This is a genomic window from Dyella amyloliquefaciens (assembly GCF_004296575.1).
GTDB classification, from domain to species: Bacteria; Pseudomonadota; Gammaproteobacteria; order Xanthomonadales; family Rhodanobacteraceae; genus Dyella; species Dyella amyloliquefaciens.
On the sequence record NZ_SAYT01000007.1, the window covers coordinates 62,008 to 79,835 of the forward strand.

Genomic DNA, 17,828 nt, shown 5'->3' on the forward strand with positions numbered 1-17,828 from the left:
GGGCCTCGCAGCCTGTGATCCGAATCACCCGCAGACGCGTCCAGGACTCCGCTTGTCGGCCAAATCCCCCCGCTGATCGACTGCCATCTGGCGGTGGGGATGGCTGCGAGTAGATTGCGCAATCGCAGTCACAGGGGGATTTCATGCGCGTTCCGTCGCAATCGCGGAGTATTCCGTCTACCGGCATGCCCTGTCGTGTGCGCGGCTTCACCATGGTCGAGTTGATGATCACGCTCGCCGTGGCGGCGATCCTGACGATGATTGCCGTGCCGAGCTTCAGCAACATGATCAACGCCAACCGGCTCACGACGGCGACCAACGCGATGGTCGGCGCGCTCAACAGCGCGCGGATGGAGGCGATCAAGCGTAATGGCTCCGTGCAGTTCTGCAGCAATGTGGCCGCCACCAATACGGCGGGTGCGAGCGACGCGCTGGGCAATGCCTGTGCGACCAATGCGGGCGCCGTTCTCGCACTCACTGGTACCACCGTGACTCAGGTGCTGGCGGCTCCGTCGGCGTTGTCGATCCCCTCCATCCAGGTGCGCGGCACCATGGCGGCCATTCGCTACAACGGAACGGGTCTCGGTTATGCGCCCGGTTCGACCACGCCCTTTGGCACGGGTGCCAACGGCAGTACGGTCGTGGAGCTCTGTTCGACGGCACTCAGCAGCAACAACGACATTCAGATCGATATGGCGACCGGCAGCATCATCACCTCGTCGCCCCCTTCCACGGTGACTTGCCCATGACCATGCGCATGCAATCCGCCCGCCTCGGGCGGCGCCCTGGTTTGCTCCCCGGAGCGGTCCGCCAGGCCGGCGTCGGCCTTATTGAGGTTCTGATCGCTGTGCTGGTGCTGTCCATCGGCTTCATCGGCATGGCCGCGCTGCAGGCGCGTTCGCTGTCCACCAACAACAGTGCGATGGCGCGCAGCATGGCCACGGTGGCGACCTATTCCATCCTCGATGCGATGCGCGCCGATCTCGTCAATGCGAAGAACGGGGCATATAACAGCAGCGCTACCGGTGCAGTCGTAGCGAATGCGTGTCCCGCTGCAGCGGGAACGCTGGTAAGCGTGCAGATCAACCAATGGTGCAAGACAGACCTGGCGCCACTGGGCGTCAGTGCCGATACCACCGGCACGATCACCTGCACTCCGGTTACCGGCACCAATACCGCGAACTGCACCATCATCGTCCAGTTCAATGACAGTCGCGCCGCCCTGGGCGGTAGCCAGACGCAGCAAGTCGTCACGCAGGCCATGCTATGAGCAGGAAGCGTATGAGCTATCGGCAACACCGAGGCTGTGGCGTATCCGCACGCGGCTTCACCCTGGTCGAGCTGATGATAGCGATGCTGCTCGGCCTGATCGTGATCGGCGGCGTCATAAGCGTCTTCCTCGCCGGCCAGCAGACGTATCGCGCCAACGAGGCATTGGGCGATGTGGAGGACGGTTCACGTACCGCCTTTGAAATGCTGACGCGTGATCTGCGCGACGTAGGCTTCACCGGTTGCGACAACACCAGCGGTCGCGTTGCGAATGTAATCAACACCAATACCACGCTTTGGTATGCCAACTGGGCGGTACCGTTGCAGGGCTACGACGACGCGAGCACCGATCCCGCTCTGTCTTCCCTCACTGGTGCCGGCGCTCCGCTGGTGGGCAGCAGCTCAGTGCGCATCCTCGGTACCGTCAGCTCGGACGTGTCCGTAGGCAGCGCATCCGGTAGCCCCACGAGTTTCAACATCAATGCGACGAGCACCCAGCTGGCTGCCGGCGACATCATCATGGTGTGTGACTTCGACCATGCCACGCTGATGCAGATCGGTACATACAGCGGCACGTCCGTCGGATTCACCAACGCCACCACGCCCACGCCCGGCAATTGCTCCACGGGACTGGGCTATCCGACCATCTGCACCAGCACGGGCAACGCATACACCTTCCTGCCCAACGCTCGCATCAACATCCTGACCGCGGTCGACTGGTACATCGGCACCAATGCGGCGGGCACGCACTCGTTGTACCGGTTGCCTGTGACTTACAGCGCAGCGGGCGCCTCGGTGGCGACACCTCAGGAGATGGTGCGCAACGTCGACACCATGCAGATCAACTATCTGCAGTCGTCGGGGGCGACTTTTGGGAACGCTGCGGCCGTGGGTGCCAACTGGGGGGCGGTCAATGCCGCGCAGGTCACGCTTACCGTGAAGAGCACGAATGCACATGCCAGCGTCAACGCAGAGCCTCTCGCGCGGACCTTCACTTCCACCACCACCATGCGCAACCGGGTGCAATGAGATGACCGCGACGAATGTTTTCCATCGCGCCCAGCGGGTATCGTCCGGCGCCAGCGCGCAGCGTGGTGTTGCGCTGGTGGTGGCACTGATCCTGCTGGTGTTGATTACCCTGGTGGGATTGGCCGCGGTGCACGGCACCATCATGCAGCAGAAAATGACGGCCAATCAGTATGATCGTGAACAGGCGTTCCAGAGCGCCGAGGCCGCGGTGCGCGTGGCGTCCGCCATGATCCCGACTACGCCGAACCTCAGTTGGCACAATTGTCAGGCCGGTGGCATCACCTGTCTGCCCAATCCGTTCAACGACCCGACGCTCACAACCGACGCTATTCATTCGGTGGCGCAAGGGACCGGGGCAGGCCAGTACACCGCCAGCGCGACGGCAGCCGGCCAGCCGCAGTTCGTGGTGGAGAACATGGGCAACTGGGTGGACCAGACCACCAATACCGGCTTTGGCCAGACCGGCAACTCGCGCAACTACGGCGTGCAGGGCAGCTCAGGTACGGCTGTGTTCTACCGCATCACCGCGCGTAGCGGCGACCCCGCCCTCGTGGGCGATCGCGCCGTGGTGGTCGTGCAGGCCATCGTCAAGCAAGGCTGATCCATTACCGCGCTCGCCGCCATGGTCGACGAGCGACAAACCGATCGAATCCAGGACACTCCTCGATGAACACGAAGCCGCACGCACTGCGCCGCAGGAGCTCCGCCGCCATCAGGGCGATGGGCACCATGTTGGTCGTATGGATGCTGGGTTCCCTCTACACGCCTGCCGTGGCCGCAACGACCACGGTGACCGTGGATCAGCAACCGCTGACCGTGCAGCCGATGATTCCTCCGAACGTCGTGCTGATGCTCGATGACTCGGGATCGATGTCCGCCGACTACATGCCAGACCTGTCGTATCTGAACAACAACACGAACAACGATGCGCTCATCGATTCGAGCAACAACGGTCTCTACTACAACCCGACGGTGATCTATACGCCGCCGCCTTTGGTGAGTGGCGTAACCAATACCACGTACACCGATATGACCGCAGTGCCGCATGATGGCCTTGCTGCCACGCTCGTCAACGTCAATCTGTTTACATACAACGGCTCATACGAATGCAGCGATACGCAAAGTTGCGGTACCGGTAAGGGTTCAATCGCGTTCAATACCTCGACCCAGCACGCTGTTCTTACCGGTGGAACGACAAACTATAGCCAGACGGTGACTTCCTCGGGCTCTGGAGGTAGCACCATCTATGCTGATGCGGTGTGCCAGAACACTGCGAATACGTATACGGGCGTCACCAATTATCAGTTCACGGGGACTACGAAAAATTCCGGCGGTAAATGGACGAAGGGTACCTGCACCTTTACTTACCAGAACACTACCCAGAAGACGGTCAATTACTTCCAGTATTCAACCGGCCCCGCCGCTGGAACCTACACGGATTATTACGTCGCGCTAAATACCGGCGACTGCGCATATGCGCCGACACCGGCCAACTGCGTGTTGGTTGGTGACACAACCGGCGCTGCGGCGCCCGCCAAGGATGCATCTGGCAATCAGCTGACCGCCGGCCAGAACATTGCCAACTGGTTTGCCTATTACCACACGCGCATCCTGATGGCGAAGAGCGGCCTGATGACCGTTTTTGCCTCGGTGGATCCGTCGTTTCGCGTGGGGTTCGGATCGATCAATGGCAGCGGAGCGAGCTGGATCAGTAGCAACATCAATAGTAACAAGTACTCGTTTTCCACTACGACGAATTCGAGCAACTATCTTGCTCAGGTATCGCCGTTTGGTGATGGCAAGACGGGCGTCCAAAGGGCAAATTTCTGGAATTGGATCAGCCAGTTGAGCCCTGGCAACAGTACGCCGCTGCGCATGGCGCTGGCCGCTGTCGGCAGCTATTACAAAACGAGCCAGCCATGGTCGACGTTGTCGAGCGATCCCACTTACGGGACGGCCAATGCATCGACGAATATTGCTTGCCGTCAGTCCTACACGATCATGACCACGGACGGTTTCTGGAACGAGAGTTACAGTTCCACCACGATAGCCGGAGCCACTAATGCTGCGTGGGCAAGCGTCCCGGGACCCAACGGTCAGTCGTGGCCGACCCCGGCGGGAAGCAAGCCAGGCGTACCATTTGCCGGCGGCACCACGGGGACCACCGGAAACCCGTCGCTTGCCGACGTGGCCCTGTACTACTGGGAAAACGATTTGGCCGATGGCAAAGGCTCCGATCCCAACATCGCCAACGAAGTGCCGACCAGCAAGGATGACCCTGCGTTCTGGCAGCACATGGTCACGTTCACCATGGGCTTGGGCTTTACCCCGACGGGAATTTCCGGCACGGCATCGAATGGCGATTCGCCGCCAACCACCGACGATATTTTCAATGCGGTGAGCGGCAAGACGACGCTCAGCAATTTCAGCTGGCCGGTGCCCAGCGGAAGCAACAATGGCTCTATCAACAATATCGCTGACTTGGAGCACGCGGGCGTGAACGGTCACGGTGGCTTCTTTTCCGCGACCAGTCCGCAGACGTTTGTCAGTGGTCTGACCAATGCCTTGAACCGTGCATCGTCTCGCGTGGGTAGCGGCGCCAGCCTGGCGGCCAATTCCACCCAGCTCACCAATGGTACGGTGGCTTACCAGGCGCAATATCACACGGTGGAGTGGACCGGTGAACTGATGGCCCTGCCGATCAACTCGAGCACGGGAGCCATCAGCACGACGGCCAATTGGTCGGCGACGACGCAGTTGCTGAAGAGCGCCACGGTGACGGGTTCTGTGATCACGTATCCGAGTCGGAAGATCTGGACCTACGTGCCACCGGCCTCGCCCACCAGCAGCGGCACTTTCGTGAGTTTCGCCAACAGCAGCTCTACCTCGCCCCCGTCCCTGTCCACCGCCGAACTGAATGCGCTGGGCAGCACGGCGACCGCGCAGGCGACGATGGTGAACTATCTGCGCGGCGATAACACCTCAGAACAGGGGAATAGCGGCACGCTTCGTACCCGTACAACCCCGCTCGGGGACATCGTGGATTCGCAGCCGGTGTATTCCGGCGCACCCAACCCCAATGAGTTCGAGAACCAGCTGTTTACCGGTATGAGCAATACCGCGTCGACCGGTGACAACTCGTTCCAGGCCTTTTCGGTCGGCACCACCACGGCTGGCGTTACCACGCCCAGCGTCGCCTCCACCCGTGCGGGCTTGGTGTTCGTGGCGGCCAATGACGGCATGCTGCATGCGTTCGATGCCAGCACGGGTAATGAGGTTTACGCCTACTTGCCGGGTGCAGTCATCACGGCCGGAAACGTGATGCAGCTGTCGAATACCAGCTACGGTTCAACCACGAGCAGCACCGCGCCACACCAGTACTACAACGACGGTGAGCTGACCATCGCCGATGCGTTCTTCGGCTCTGCCTGGCACACGGTGCTGGTGGGCACGACGGGCCGCGGCTTGGCCAAGGCCGTGTATGCGTTGGATATCACTGACCCCACCAAGATCACCCCGCTGTGGGAGCGTTCCGCAGGCGATGGTCTGCCCAACAGCAACTACATCGGCCAGATGGTGGGCAAGCCGGTGATCGCCAAGGTGCAGGATCTCGGCACCAGCGATGATTGGCAGGTGCTGATCGGCAATGGCTACAACAGCAGCATCGGGCAGGCAGCCCTGCTGGAGTTCAATCTCGCTACCGGTGCGCTCAGCGTACACACCACGGATTCGACTACGGCCAACGGTCTCGCGGCGCCGGTAACGTGGATGGACAACCCGGCCAATGGCATCAGCATGGAAGCCTATGCGGGCGATCTGGGCGGGCGCGTGTGGCTGTTCCCGTTGGACACCGCGACCACCAAAACCTCCGGCACGACCACGACGACGACCTATGCCGCCGATCTCAGTACGGGAGGCACCAAGGAGTTTAGTGCCACCGATCCCAGCGGTACTGCACAACCCATCACCGCCGGCATGCTCGCGGGCCGCGATCCGGTGACGGGCTACGTATGGGTGTTCTTTGGCACGGGCCAATACTTGACCAGTGCCGACACCACCAACACCCAGGTGCAGAGCTGGTACGGCGTGATTGTCCAGCCCGCCTCGAACGCGTCGCCCTTGCCGGACCTGCCCGCAAAGACGTCGGACAGCAGCATGGTGCAGCGCTACATTACCTACGAGCAGGACGGCGATCCCACTGCCACGCCGCCTACGCTGGGCGTGCGGACAGTGACCACGCTTCCCGTGCCGAGCGACATGGCAGGCAAGCGCGGTTGGTACATGAACTTGCAGCAGCCCGCCATTAGTCCCACAGGCAGCGTGAGCTACAACAAGCAGGGCGAACGCATGGTTTCGCCCAACCAGTTCCAGGGCAACCTGTTGCTGGGTACCACGCGCATTCCCCAAGGGGCATCCAGTTCCGATATTTGCAACCCGTCGGGCAGTGGCTGGGTCATGGCGGTCGATCCGTTCACCGGCACCAACCCGAGTGGTAATTTCTTCATGGTCAACGGCACCGCCGGGTCCGTGACTCTGCCCAATGGAAGCGTGGTGGCCGCCGCTGGTGTGGGCTTCAGCTCGCTGCCCAACAACCCCATCTTCGTAGGCGGAGACATGTTGATGAGCTTCGACAACGGCACGACGTCCAGCCTGAGTACCTCGGGTGCGGCGGGCTTCCCCCAGCGCGTTTCCTGGAAGGAACTGGTGAACCCATGAGCAACGTCATCATGAATCGGTCTGAGAACGATGGCCGCTGGCAGCTGGGCTTCACCTTGGTCGAGCTGATGATCGTGGTGGCGATCATCGCGATCTTGGCGGCGATTGCTTACCCTTCGTACGTCAAGTCCATCACCAAGACGAACCGCGCAGCGGCCGAAGGATGCTTGTCGGAGTACGCCAATTACATGGAGCGTTACTACACGACCAACCTCAGCTATTCGCAGGACACGTCCACCCCGGCAAACCCGAACGTGCTGCCAACGCTGGATTGCGCCAATCAGACGGCCAGTAACTACAAGTATCAATTCGCAGCCGGCTCACCGGCACCTGCCACGTTTGTCGTACAGGCGGTGCCCCAGGGTGCACAGCTCGCCAGGGATACGCAGTGCGGCACGCTTACGCTGGACCAGACCGGCACTCGTCTGGACCTGGGGACAGACACGACCGTGAGCGATTGCTGGTAACGAGTTCGCCTGACACATCTGCGCTTTCACGCTTAGGCTCGTCGGTTCCTCCTTCAATGCAACACCCATCACGGGGCATGAGCTAGTCTCGGCCCCGTGATTTATTTGGAGGGTGTGGCATGCGTATTCTGACCGTGGGTGCCGGAGCTACCGGCGGGTATTTTGGTGGGAGGCTGCTGCAGGCGGGGCAGGACGTCACCTTCCTGGTCAGGGCGCATCGTGCCTCTCAGCTGGCCCAGCATGGGCTGGTCATCCGCAGTGCGCTGGGCAACGTGGAGCTTCCGGCTCCTGCGACCGTGCAGGCCGGCAAGCTGGGCGAACCCTTCGACCTCATTCTGCTCAGCTGCAAGGCCTATCACCTGCCACAGGTGATCGAAGACATCGCACCTGCAGTCGGACCGCAAACGATGATCGCGCCGCTGCTCAATGGCATGCGGCATCTCGAAGTGCTGGATGCACGATTCGGGGCGGAGCATGTACTCGGTGGGCAGTGCGTGATCGCGGCAACGCTGGACAAGCACGGCGTCGTGCATCACCTCAATCAGTCGCACTCGTTGACGTTCGGCGAGCGCGACGGTTCGCGATCGGAGCGTGTGGAACGCGTGCTCGCGGCGATGTCGCAGGCGCGGTTCGATCCGCGCCTGAGCACGACGATCCTGCAGGACATGTGGGACAAGTGGGTGTTCTTGGCTTCGTTGGCGGGTATTACTTGTCTGATGCGTGCGCCGGTGGGCGACATCATGGCGGCTGCCGGTGGCGAGGCCGCCACGCTGCAATTGCTGGAGGATTGCCGTAGCGTCGCTGCGCTCAATCACCATGCGCCCGCCGATGCGGTGCTCGCGCGCGCGTGCAGTGTGCTCACCGAGAAAGGCTCGAAGCTGAGCGCGTCGATGATGCGCGACCTGGAACAGGGCGGTCAGATCGAGGCCGATCATGTGATTGGCGACATGCTGGCTCGCGCTGGTGCCGAAGCAGAGTCGCTGTCGATGCTGCGCACTGCATACGCGCACCTCAAGGCATACGAAGCCCGGCGCGACGGCAACGCTTGAATGTTCAGTGCCCCTGCGGCGTGATCGCCGGGTCTTCCGTCGGACAGGAGGGCGGCCCTTTCGGTGGTGTGCTGTGCGCCATCAGGTTGCGGCGCAGGCCTTGTTCGGGTGTCACCCATAGCTTGCCCTGTTCGGCGCAGTTGGCCGCGTAGTCGAACAGCGCGCGCATGTTCGCCGGATTGAAATCGATGAAGCTCGTCTCCGGATAGTCGACCGGGATCGATGTCATCAGGAAACGGATGCCCAGTTGCCGGCTGATCGCAATGGTCTCGGCGATCGCCTCGCGCGTCTTGAAGGTGAGGCCCGCGCCGAAGCTGCTGATCAGCAGCGGTAGCGTCTTCACGGGTGTGGTCTTCGGGAAGCGATGGACCTGGCTGTTGACGATCATGTACAGGTTGGCGCCGTGCAGCATCGATAGCGTTTCCGGGTGCAGCTCGGCAATCAGTGGCGTGGTGAATACCGGTGTGGTCACGCTGCCGTCGACATGCAGTTCGTCATAATGGTGCTCGCCGTCCTGCACGTGGATCAGCACCGGTGGAAACATGCCGGGTACGCTGGCCGAAGCGACCAGCACGTCGCGGAAGGTGGCGCGTGCGACCTCACCGCCACGGGCGGCAATCGCGCCCATGTCCCACAGCACGGTTTCGCTCTTGTCGAGGTCCGTGGTGGCGACGACCAGCCGCCGCCCCTTGGCGTTCTCGCGCGCCACAGCTTCGACCATGGCCGGCGTCACGAAGTGGTCGACGAGCTGGTACAGCGAGCCATGGTGATGGCCCATCGGTGAAATGAGTCGCGCAAGCAACGTACTTCGTGGCGAGCCGAGCAGGTGTGTCGTGGCGTCGCCACCGAAGGCCTGCTGCATGGCGTCGTCCCAGTCCGTTCCCAGATAGGCAAATGGCGCGAGCAAGGCGCCCACGCTGACGCCAGTCACCAGTTCGTACTGCGGATGCGTATGCGCACGGCTGAGGCCGGTGAGCGCGCCTACGCCAAAGGCACCGCCCGCACCGCCGCCGGAGAGCGCCAGGATGTCGATACTGCCGTCGGTCGAGGAGTCGCGGATGCCCTGGAAGAACTCGGGCGAGCGCTTGGCGAACTGCTCGACATCGGAGGCGAGCAGGCGCACGTGTTCCGTATAGCCTTCGGGTACAGCGCCAGAGATCAGGCGGGGCGGGGCAGGGCGGCGCGTCGGCGCGCTGCAGGCGGTGAGCAGCGCCAGGGCCATCAGCAGCGGCGCGGTTCGGTGCAAGGCCTTCCCCCAGGCATGGATGCAGGGGCGATTGGGCCATGCGGGGTGTGCATCCTGTGTGTGGGCCTCGGGTGCGTGCACGGTGTCGTCCCTGTATAGGTTGTTCGCGCACAGGGTGCGCTCCTACAAGAGACGGAGCGGGGCAAAGAAAAAGGCGCCGCGTTTGCACGCGGCGCCTTCGGGTCGGTCACGCGGACCGGCTGGGAGTTACCAGATCTTCACCTGCTTGTCGCCCGAACGCACCATCGGATCGGTCGGCTTGCACTGGTACGCGGTAGCGAACGCTTCCATGTTGGACGGAGCGCCGATCGCACGCAGCGAAGCAGGAGCATGCGGGTCGGTGTTCAGACGCAGCAGTGCTTCCTTCTCGCGGATGTTGCCGCGCCACACGCGGGCCCAGTTGAGGAAGAAGCGCTGGTCCTGGGTGTAGCCGTCGATCTTCTCGCCGGCTTCCTGCGGGTTCTTCTTCAGCGCCATCTGCAGCGCGTCGTAGGCCGAGTTGAGGCCGCCGAGGTCACCGATGTTCTCGCCCAGGGTCAGCTTGCCGTTGACGTGTGCGTCCGGCTTGTCCTGGATCGGCGTGTAGTCGTTGAACTGCTGCACCAACTTGTCGCTGCGCTCGTCGAACTTCTCGCGATCGGCCTTGGTCCACCAGTTGACGTTGTTGCCTTCGCCATCGAACTGGCTGCCTTCGTCATCGAAGCCATGGCTGGCTTCGTGGCCGATGACGGCACCGATACCGCCGTAGTTGATCGCGTCGTCGCCATTGGCATAGAAGAACGGCGGCTGCAGGATCGCGGCCGGGAAGTTGATGGTGTTGTCGGTCGGGTTGTAATAGGCGTTGACCGTCTGCGGGGTCATGCCCCACTCGAGGCGGTCGGTCGGCTTGCCGATCTTGTTGAGGTCGTACTGGTAGTTGAACTTGGCGGCGGCCATCACGTTGCCGTAGTAGTCGCCCTGCTTGACGTCCAGGCCCGACCAGTCACGCCACTTGTCCGGGTAGCCGATCTTCGGCAGGAAGGTGTTCCACTTGGCGATGGCCTTCTGCTTGGTCTCGTCGCTCATCCAGTCGAGGTTCTCGATGCGCGCCTTGAGGGCGTTGCGCACGTTGTCGACCAGCACCTGGGCACGCTCCTTGGCTTCGGGCGTGAACATCTTGGCCACGTACAGCTGGCCGAGCGCTTCACCCATCGACTCGTTCACGCCACCCAGCACGCGCTTCCAGCGCGGCTTCTGTTCCGGCTGGCCGGAGAGGGTCTTGCCGTAGAAGTCGAAGCGGTTGTCCTGGAATGCCTTGCTGAGGAAGGGCGAGGCATCGTTGATGGTGTGGAAGCGCAGGTAGGCCTGCCACTGGTCGACCGGTGCGCTGGCGAGCAGCTTGTCGACTTCGGCCATGAACTTCGGCTGCGACAGCGAGAAGCCCTTGTCGACGGTGACGCCCTGGGCCTTGAAGAAATCTTCCCAGCTGAAGTGCGGGGTGATCTTGTCCGCTTCCTTCACGGTGACGAAGTGGTACTGGTTGGCCGGGTCGCGCAGTTCAACCGGTGCCAGCGAGGCCTTGGCCAGTTCGGTCTCGAACGCGAGCACCTGGTCGGCCTGCTTCTTCGCATCGGCTTCGGACACGCCGGTCAGCTGCAACGCCTGGGCAATGTGTGCCACGTAGGCGTCGCGAATGTCCTTGTACTTGTCGTTGAGGTAGTAGTCCTTGGTCGGCAGACCCAGGCCACTCTGGAAGACGACACCGATCTGCATCTTGGCGTTCTTGAAGTCGGCGCTGGAGCCGAACTGGAACACCTGCATGTCACCCTCGGCGAAGCTCTGGGTGAGGTAGTTGGCCACGTCCTTGCCGCTCTTGAGGGCGGCGATGGCGTCGAGCTTGGGCTTGATCGGGTCGAAGCCGGCCTTCTCGATGGCGGCGTCGTCCATGCCCGAGGCGTACAGGTAGCCGATCTTCTGCTCGATCGAACCGGCCTTGGCGTTGGCGGCGTCCTTGGCGGCGGCGTCGACGATGTCGTGCTGGGTGTTGAGGCTGTCCTCGGCCAGCTTGTCGAACGCGCCCCAGCGGGTGCGGTCGTTCGGGATCGGGTTGGCGGCGACCCACTTCGCGTTGACGAAACCGTTGAAGTCCTGGCAGGCCTGGCCGTTGTCACCCAGCTCGGTCACGTCGAACACCTTCGGCGCGGGAGCCGCAGCCGGTGCGGTCGAAGCGGGGGCAGGGGCCTGGGCGGTCTGCTCGGCCTGCTCGTGCTTGCCGCAGGCGGTGAGCGACAGGGCCAGGCTGACGGCGAGCGCCAGGGGCTTCAGATACGGTTTGGTCATGGGATTCCCTCTCGTGGTTCGCCCAGCGGGCGCTAAGTGATGCCGGTGGCCACGCGCTGCGCAGCGACCGAGTCGGCAATCGTGACCCATCAGGCTAGGCCGGAGGTCACGGTGCAGACAGTGTCAAAGGTCAGGGGCGCGTCCTGCAACCAGGGCCAGCCAGGCCCGCGCGGCCGGGGACAGCGTCGCGTCCTGGCGCCAGGCCAGCACCATGTTCCAGCGCAGGTCGCTGGTAGCGAGCGGAAGGGGCACCAGGCCGCTGAGCGAGCGCCCTTCGACCACCAGGCGGGGTAGCAGGGCCACGCCGCCGCCCGCGGCGACCAGGGCCAGGATGAAGTCGACCTGCGCGCTGCGCACCGTTTCCTGCGGGGCCACGCCATGGCGGGCACAGGCCTCGCGGATCAGCCGGTTCAGGGCGAAACCTTCCTCGAACAGGATCAGCGGGGTTTCGGCGAGCCATTCGAGGCGGAACCGTTTCGCGCCTGCACGCGGGTGCGATTGCGGCAGCAGGGCGAGCATGGGCTCGTCGCGCACGGGTTGGTGGGCGAGCCCTTCACCAACCGGTGTCAGCGTGGCGGCGACTTCGATCTCGCCGGCCAGCACGGCCTGCTCCAGCCGGCGGCTGCCATGCTCGAGCAACTGGATATCGATGTGCGGATGCTGCTGGCGGTAGCGCGCCAGCAGCGGCGCAAACAGCACGCTGCTGCCCAGCGGAGGCAGGCCGAGCCGCAGCGTGCCCGCTTTCAGCCCGCGAAGCGCGTCGAGTTCTTCATGCAGTCGAGCAGCCTCGCCCAGCATGGCCAGCGCATGCCGATGCACCACTTCGCCGGCCGAGGTGAGCCGCACGCCACCGCGGCCGCGTTCGAGCAAGCGTGCATCCAGTTCGTCTTCAAGCTGGGCGATGGCCTTGCTCAGCGTGGGCTGGCTCGCGTGGGCGTGCGTGCTGGCGCGGGCAAAGCCGCCGTGGCGCACCACTTCAATGAAGTAACGCAGGCTGCGCAGATCCATGAATATTCCAATATGGAATGCATGTGATGGAAACAATTCATTTCCATCATAGATGGGGCGGGACTAGCCTGCATCCATGAACTCCCTACATGTCCGCATGCGCTGGCTCGCCTGGCGCCGGCCGCTCGTGGCGCGCTGGGCACAAGTGCTGCTGATCGTGCTGGTATGGCAGGCCTGCGATCAGCTGAGTCGCCACCTCCACCTGCCCATGCCGGGCAGCCTGCTCGCCATGGCCCTGCTGCTGGCGATGCTGCTTGCCGGCGCCGTGCCGGCGGCCAGCCTGCGCCGCGGTGCGGACTGGCTGCTGGCGGAAATGCTGCTGTTCTTCATTCCTGCGGTGATGGCGGTATGGGAACACCTGCCGCTGATGCGTCAGCAGGGCGCGCGCATCCTCGTCGTGATCCTCGTGGGCACGATGCTGGTGATGGGCACGACGGCCTTGCTGGTCGACCTGATGTTCCGCTGGAGGCTGCGTCGTGCGCGCTGAGTGGCTCTCGCTGCTGTGGCTGGCCGCCACGCTGGGTGGCTATTACGCGTTGAAGCCCCTGTATCGGCGCCATCCCTGTTGGTGGACATCGCCGCTGCTCACGGTGCCGCTGCTGCTCGCCTTGCTCGGGCTGCTGCTCGGCATGAACTACCCGGTGTACATCCGCGATACGCATTGGCTGGTGCTGATGCTGGGCCCGGCGACGGCGGCGTTTGCGTTGCCGATCTTTCGTCATCGCGCGTTGATTCGTGCGCACTGGCCCGCCTTGCTGGTCGGTGTGCTGGGCGGCAGCACGATGGCGATCGCCAGCGCGTGGGGGCTTGCCACGTGGTGTGGCCTCGACGATGAAGTGAGGCGCAGCCTGCTGGCGCGCTCCATCACCACGCCCTTGGCCATGCTGATGTCGGCCGATATCGGTGGCGTGCCGGAACTCACCGCGCTGTTCGTGGTGATCACCGGCGTCGCCGGCATCGCGCTTGGTGAACTGTTGCTGCGCTATCTGCCGTTGCGTTCTGCGCTGGCACGCGGCGCGCTGTTCGGCGTCGGCGCGCATGGCGCGGGTACGGCGAAGGCATATGACGTGGGCAAGGAAGAGGGCAGCGTGGCAAGTCTCGCCATGGTGCTTGCGGGCTTGCTCAATGTATTGCTCGCCCCGACGCTCGCGAGCCTGCTGCGGTGATGCGCCAAGTGTAAAAATCGCAGGAAAATGCGTCGTTTTCCTGTTATTCGACTGTCACTTTCGCAGCCTATCGTTCGTCGAATCCAGCGCTTGGGATAGCCTGATACGGGGATCCCACAGGGGGGCGCTTCACCGCGACCGTAGGGAGCCTTCCATGCGAAATCACCTCGCAGTCTGCATTGCCGCGTGTGTCCTCAGCCTGTCCGCTGTATCGCTAGCCCAGCTTCCCGTCCATGCCGAAGAAGCGTCGAACGCTTCGTGGCACCGTGACAAGGACGACCACACGTCCACGCCCATCAAGCATCTCGTGGTGATCTTCCAGGAGAACGTCTCCTTCGATCATTACTTCGGCACCTATCCTTATGCCGCCAATGCGCCGGGTGAACCGAGCTTCTATGCGCGTCCGTTCACGCCGAAGGCCAATGGCCTGACCGCCAGCCTGCTCAACCACAATCCGAACCAGCAGAACAGCGCGAACGGCGCGAGTGCGATCAACCCGTTCCGTCTGTCGCGCGCCCAGGCGGCCACCGCCGACCAGGATCACGATTACGGTCCGGAACAGCAGGCGTTCCATGGTGGCGCCATGGACCTGTTCCCCAAGTACACCGGTTCGGGCGAAACCCTGCCCGGCGCGCCGGCTGACGAGAACGGCACCGGCCAGGTGATGGGTTACTACGACGGCAACACGGTCACCGCGTTGTGGAACTACGCGCAGTGGTTCTCGCTGAACGACAACAGCTACAACACCACGTTCGGTCCTTCCACGCCGGGCGCGCTGAACCTGATTTCCGGACAGACCAACGGCATCACGCAGACGCTCAACGGCACCGGCGAAGAGATCGACGACGGACAGGGTGGACTCACCCTGATCGGTGACGCGGATCCGGTCGGTGACGTGTGTTCGTCGCCCAGCGGCAACCAGGTGCAGATGAGCGGCCGCAACGTCGGCGACCTGCTGAACGATGCGCATGTCTCCTGGGGCTTCTTCGAAGGCGGCTTCGACCTCACGCAGGTCAACGCCAACGGCACCACGGGCTGCAAGCGCACGACGGTGTCGGCAGTGACCCAGACCACCAAGGCGGATTACATCCCGCATCACCAGCCGTTCCAGTACTACGCCTCCACCGCCAATCCGACGCACGTGCGCCCCACCTCGGCCTCGACGGTCGGCCACGAGGGTGATGCCGCCAACCACCAGTACGACCTGTCGGACTTCTACGCCGCGGTGCAAGCCGGCAATTTCCCGGCCGTGAGCTTCCTCAAGGCGCCGGGCTACCAGGACGGCCACGCCGGCTATTCCGATCCGCTCGACGAACAGCAGTTCATCGTGCACGTGATCAACTTCCTGCAGCAGCAGCCTGAGTGGCGCGATACCGCCGTGGTCATTGCCTACGACGATTCCGACGGCTGGTACGACCATCAGGCGGCACCGCGGGCGAATGCCTCGGCTTCGGCGGCAGATGCGCTGGACGGCGCAGGCGTGTGCAATGCGCGCGGCACGCTGGCGGGCACCGACAGCAAGGGCAAGCCGGTGCAGGGTCGTTGCGGCTATGGTCCGCGCCTGCCGTTGCTGGTGATCTCGCCGTGGGCACGCAGCAACCATGTCGACCACACGCTGACCGACCAGTCTTCCGTCACTCGTTTCATCGAGGACAACTGGTTGCATGGCAAGCGTCTCGGCGGCGGTTCGTTCGATGCCCAGGCCGGTTCGCTGGAGCACATGTTCGATTTCTTCCAGCCGTTCCCCGGTCATCGCAAGCTGGTGCTGGATGAGCAGACCGGCTTGCCTGTGCAGCAGCCCTCGCCCTGGCCGTGGGCGAGCGCACCGCACGGACATCACGGCTGATTGATTGACGTGTCGTCAGCGCCCCGGCAGTGCCGGGGCGCTTCGTCGTTTCTGCAAGCGGAGTTGCCCGAACGTGCCATCCTCGCGTCGCCGTTTCTTGCAAGGCGTCGGCCTGATCGCCGGCAGTGGAGTGCTGCGCGCCTGGGGGGCGCCGATGTCGATGGCCATGCCGAAGAAAAGCGGCGGCTTGTGCCAGCACGACATTGCCGAGCAGACGAACGTGCCCCGCCTGCTCGATCCTGCGCAGCTCACGCCGTATGTTGATCATCTGCCACTTCCACCCGTGTTGCGGCCATCGCATGGCGAGGTGTTGCGCATCGCCATGCGCGAGACCATGCAACGCCTGCATCGTGACCTTCCGCCGACACGCCTGTGGACCTATGGCGGCTCGCTGCCCGGGCCGACCATCGAGGCGCGCAGCGGCACTGCGCTGAAGGTGGAGTGGATCAACCAGTTGCCGAAGAAGCATTTCCTGCCGGTGGATCACCATATCTGCGGTGCCGAGCCGGAGCTGCCGGAAGTACGCAGCGTCGTGCACGTGCATGGCGCGCGCGTGCCGGCGTCGGAGGACGGTTATCCCACCGACTGGTTCGTGCCCGGTCAGTCGCGTCGTCAGAACTATCCCAATGGCCAGGATGCCGCCACGCTGTGGTACCACGACCACACGATGGGCATCGAACGGCTGAATCTCTACGCCGGCATGTTCGGCATGTACCTGCTGCGCGACGAACATGAGACCTCGCTGGGTTTGCCTTCCGGCGAGTTCGAGTGGCCGCTGGTGTTGAGCGATCGCCTGCTCACCGAGGATGGCCAGCTGTACTACCCGGTGTCAGGCGTGGCGGATGCGCCGTGGGTGCCGGAGGTGTTCGGCAACGTCATGCTGGTCAATGGCGCGGTGTTGCCCAGGCTCGATGTGCGCGCCCGCCGTTATCGCTTTCGCGTGCTGAATGCGGCGAACGGCCGCTTCTTTCGGCTGAGCCTGCGCGGACAGCGGCCCTTCCTGCAGATTGGCAGCGATCAAGGTTTGCTGGCGGCTCCGGTCAGGCAACGCAGCTTGTTTCTCGGACCAGGCGAGCGCGCCGACCTCGTGATCGACTTTGCAGACATGGCCGGCAGCCAGGTCGAACTGATGAACGACAGCCTGCCAATGATGCGTTTCGATATCGCATCCACCAGTGAGCATGACACCAGCAACATTCCCGTGGTGCTGCGCGAGGTGTCGCGCATGGCGGAAAGTTGCGCCACGCAGACGCGGGTACTGAGTATCGACGAATACGCCGACTGCGTGGCCGAGCCCATGCTGATGCTGCTCGATGGCAAGCATTGGCACGACCCGGTAAGTGAAAAGCCTCGACTGGGCAGCACGGAAATATGGAGCCTGGTGAACCTGACGGGGGACACGCACCCGATCCACCTGCACCTGGTTCGCTTCCAGATCCTCGACCGTCGTCCGTTCGACGTGAATGCCTATCTGGATTCGAAAACGTTGCGCTATACCGGGCCTGCGCAACCGCCACCGCCGCACGAAGCCGGCTGGAAAGACACCGCGCAGGTCTACCCGGGCATGGTGACGCGCTACATCATCAAGTTCGAAGGCTATACCGGCCGCTATGTGTGGCACTGCCACCTGCTGGAGCATGCGTCCAACGAGATGATGCGGCCGTTCGAAGTGGTGGCCTGAAGGAAGGGTGATCGCGCACTGGGTGCGCTCCT

14 protein-coding genes are annotated in these 17,828 nt (G+C 63.3%); 11 read left to right on the forward strand and 3 right to left on the reverse strand.

Annotation, left to right across the window (positions count from 1 at the left end; genetic code table 11):
- Positions 1 to 143: 143 nt before the first annotated feature.
- The 7 genes from EPB08_RS16160 (at position 144) to panE (ending at position 8,530) form a co-directional block, all read left to right on the forward strand.
- The gene (locus EPB08_RS16160; protein ID WP_130620155.1) at positions 144 to 749 is read left to right on the forward strand and encodes a GspH/FimT family pseudopilin; all 606 of its coding nucleotides are present in this window, start codon (positions 144 to 146) and stop codon (positions 747 to 749) included.
- Entirely contained in the window at positions 746 to 1,270 is a 525-nt protein-coding gene (pilV, locus tag EPB08_RS16165) for a type IV pilus modification protein PilV (protein WP_324615317.1), read from the forward strand. Before EPB08_RS16160 ends, pilV begins: the two co-directional genes overlap by 4 nt.
- Before the next feature lie 11 nt (positions 1,271 to 1,281).
- Positions 1,282 to 2,298: a PilW family protein gene (locus EPB08_RS16170; RefSeq protein WP_130620156.1), complete on the forward strand. Its 1,017-nt coding sequence runs from the start codon at positions 1,282 to 1,284 to the stop codon at positions 2,296 to 2,298.
- A gap of 1 nt (position 2,299) precedes the next feature.
- Positions 2,300 to 2,899 carry a pilus assembly PilX family protein gene (locus EPB08_RS16175; protein ID WP_130620157.1) on the forward strand — a complete coding sequence of 200 codons (600 nt, stop codon included), beginning with the start codon at positions 2,300 to 2,302 and terminating at the stop codon, positions 2,897 to 2,899.
- Positions 2,900 to 2,964: 65 nt separating this feature from the next.
- The gene (locus EPB08_RS16180; RefSeq protein WP_130620158.1) at positions 2,965 to 7,014 is read left to right on the forward strand and encodes a pilus assembly protein; all 4,050 of its coding nucleotides are present in this window, start codon (positions 2,965 to 2,967) and stop codon (positions 7,012 to 7,014) included.
- A complete protein-coding gene (locus EPB08_RS16185) occupies positions 7,011 to 7,481 on the forward strand; it encodes a type IV pilin protein (protein ID WP_130620159.1) in 471 nt (156 codons plus the stop codon). The genes EPB08_RS16180 and EPB08_RS16185 overlap by 4 nt, the downstream gene beginning before the upstream one ends.
- A 119-nt stretch (positions 7,482 to 7,600) precedes the next feature.
- On the forward strand, positions 7,601 to 8,530 hold the full coding sequence (gene panE, locus EPB08_RS16190) for a 2-dehydropantoate 2-reductase (protein ID WP_130620160.1): 930 nt from the start codon (positions 7,601 to 7,603) through the stop codon (positions 8,528 to 8,530).
- A 4-nt stretch (positions 8,531 to 8,534) separates the two neighbouring features.
- Here panE and EPB08_RS16195 read toward each other — a convergent pair whose 3' ends face one another.
- The 3 genes from EPB08_RS16195 to EPB08_RS16205 form a co-directional block, all read right to left on the reverse strand.
- Positions 8,535 to 9,776, reverse strand: coding sequence for a patatin-like phospholipase family protein (locus EPB08_RS16195; protein WP_229238379.1), 1,242 nt, complete (start codon positions 9,774 to 9,776; stop codon positions 8,535 to 8,537).
- A gap of 207 nt (positions 9,777 to 9,983) precedes the next feature.
- A complete protein-coding gene (locus EPB08_RS16200) occupies positions 9,984 to 12,095 on the reverse strand; it encodes a M13 family metallopeptidase (protein WP_130620161.1) in 2,112 nt (703 codons plus the stop codon).
- A gap of 123 nt (positions 12,096 to 12,218) precedes the next feature.
- Positions 12,219 to 13,103, reverse strand: a complete 885-nt coding sequence (locus EPB08_RS16205; RefSeq protein ID WP_130620162.1) for a LysR family transcriptional regulator — start codon at positions 13,101 to 13,103, stop codon at positions 12,219 to 12,221.
- A 76-nt stretch (positions 13,104 to 13,179) separates the two neighbouring features.
- Here EPB08_RS16205 and EPB08_RS16210 point away from each other — a divergent pair, with 76 nt between their 5' ends.
- The 4 genes from EPB08_RS16210 to EPB08_RS16225 all read left to right on the forward strand — a co-directional run bounded on the left by EPB08_RS16210 (position 13,180) and on the right by EPB08_RS16225 (position 17,796).
- Complete coding sequence (locus tag EPB08_RS16210) at positions 13,180 to 13,590, forward strand: CidA/LrgA family protein (RefSeq protein ID WP_205746376.1); 411 nt, start codon at positions 13,180 to 13,182, stop codon at positions 13,588 to 13,590.
- The gene (locus tag EPB08_RS16215) at positions 13,580 to 14,269 is read left to right on the forward strand and encodes an LrgB family protein (protein WP_130620163.1); all 690 of its coding nucleotides are present in this window, start codon (positions 13,580 to 13,582) and stop codon (positions 14,267 to 14,269) included. Before EPB08_RS16210 ends, EPB08_RS16215 begins: the two co-directional genes overlap by 11 nt.
- A 154-nt stretch (positions 14,270 to 14,423) precedes the next feature.
- On the forward strand, positions 14,424 to 16,115 hold the full coding sequence (locus tag EPB08_RS16220) for a phospholipase C (protein ID WP_130620164.1): 1,692 nt from the start codon (positions 14,424 to 14,426) through the stop codon (positions 16,113 to 16,115).
- A 73-nt stretch (positions 16,116 to 16,188) separates the two neighbouring features.
- Complete coding sequence (locus EPB08_RS16225; RefSeq protein ID WP_229238380.1) at positions 16,189 to 17,796, forward strand: multicopper oxidase family protein; 1,608 nt, start codon at positions 16,189 to 16,191, stop codon at positions 17,794 to 17,796.
- The last annotated feature ends 32 nt before the right edge of the window (positions 17,797 to 17,828 follow it).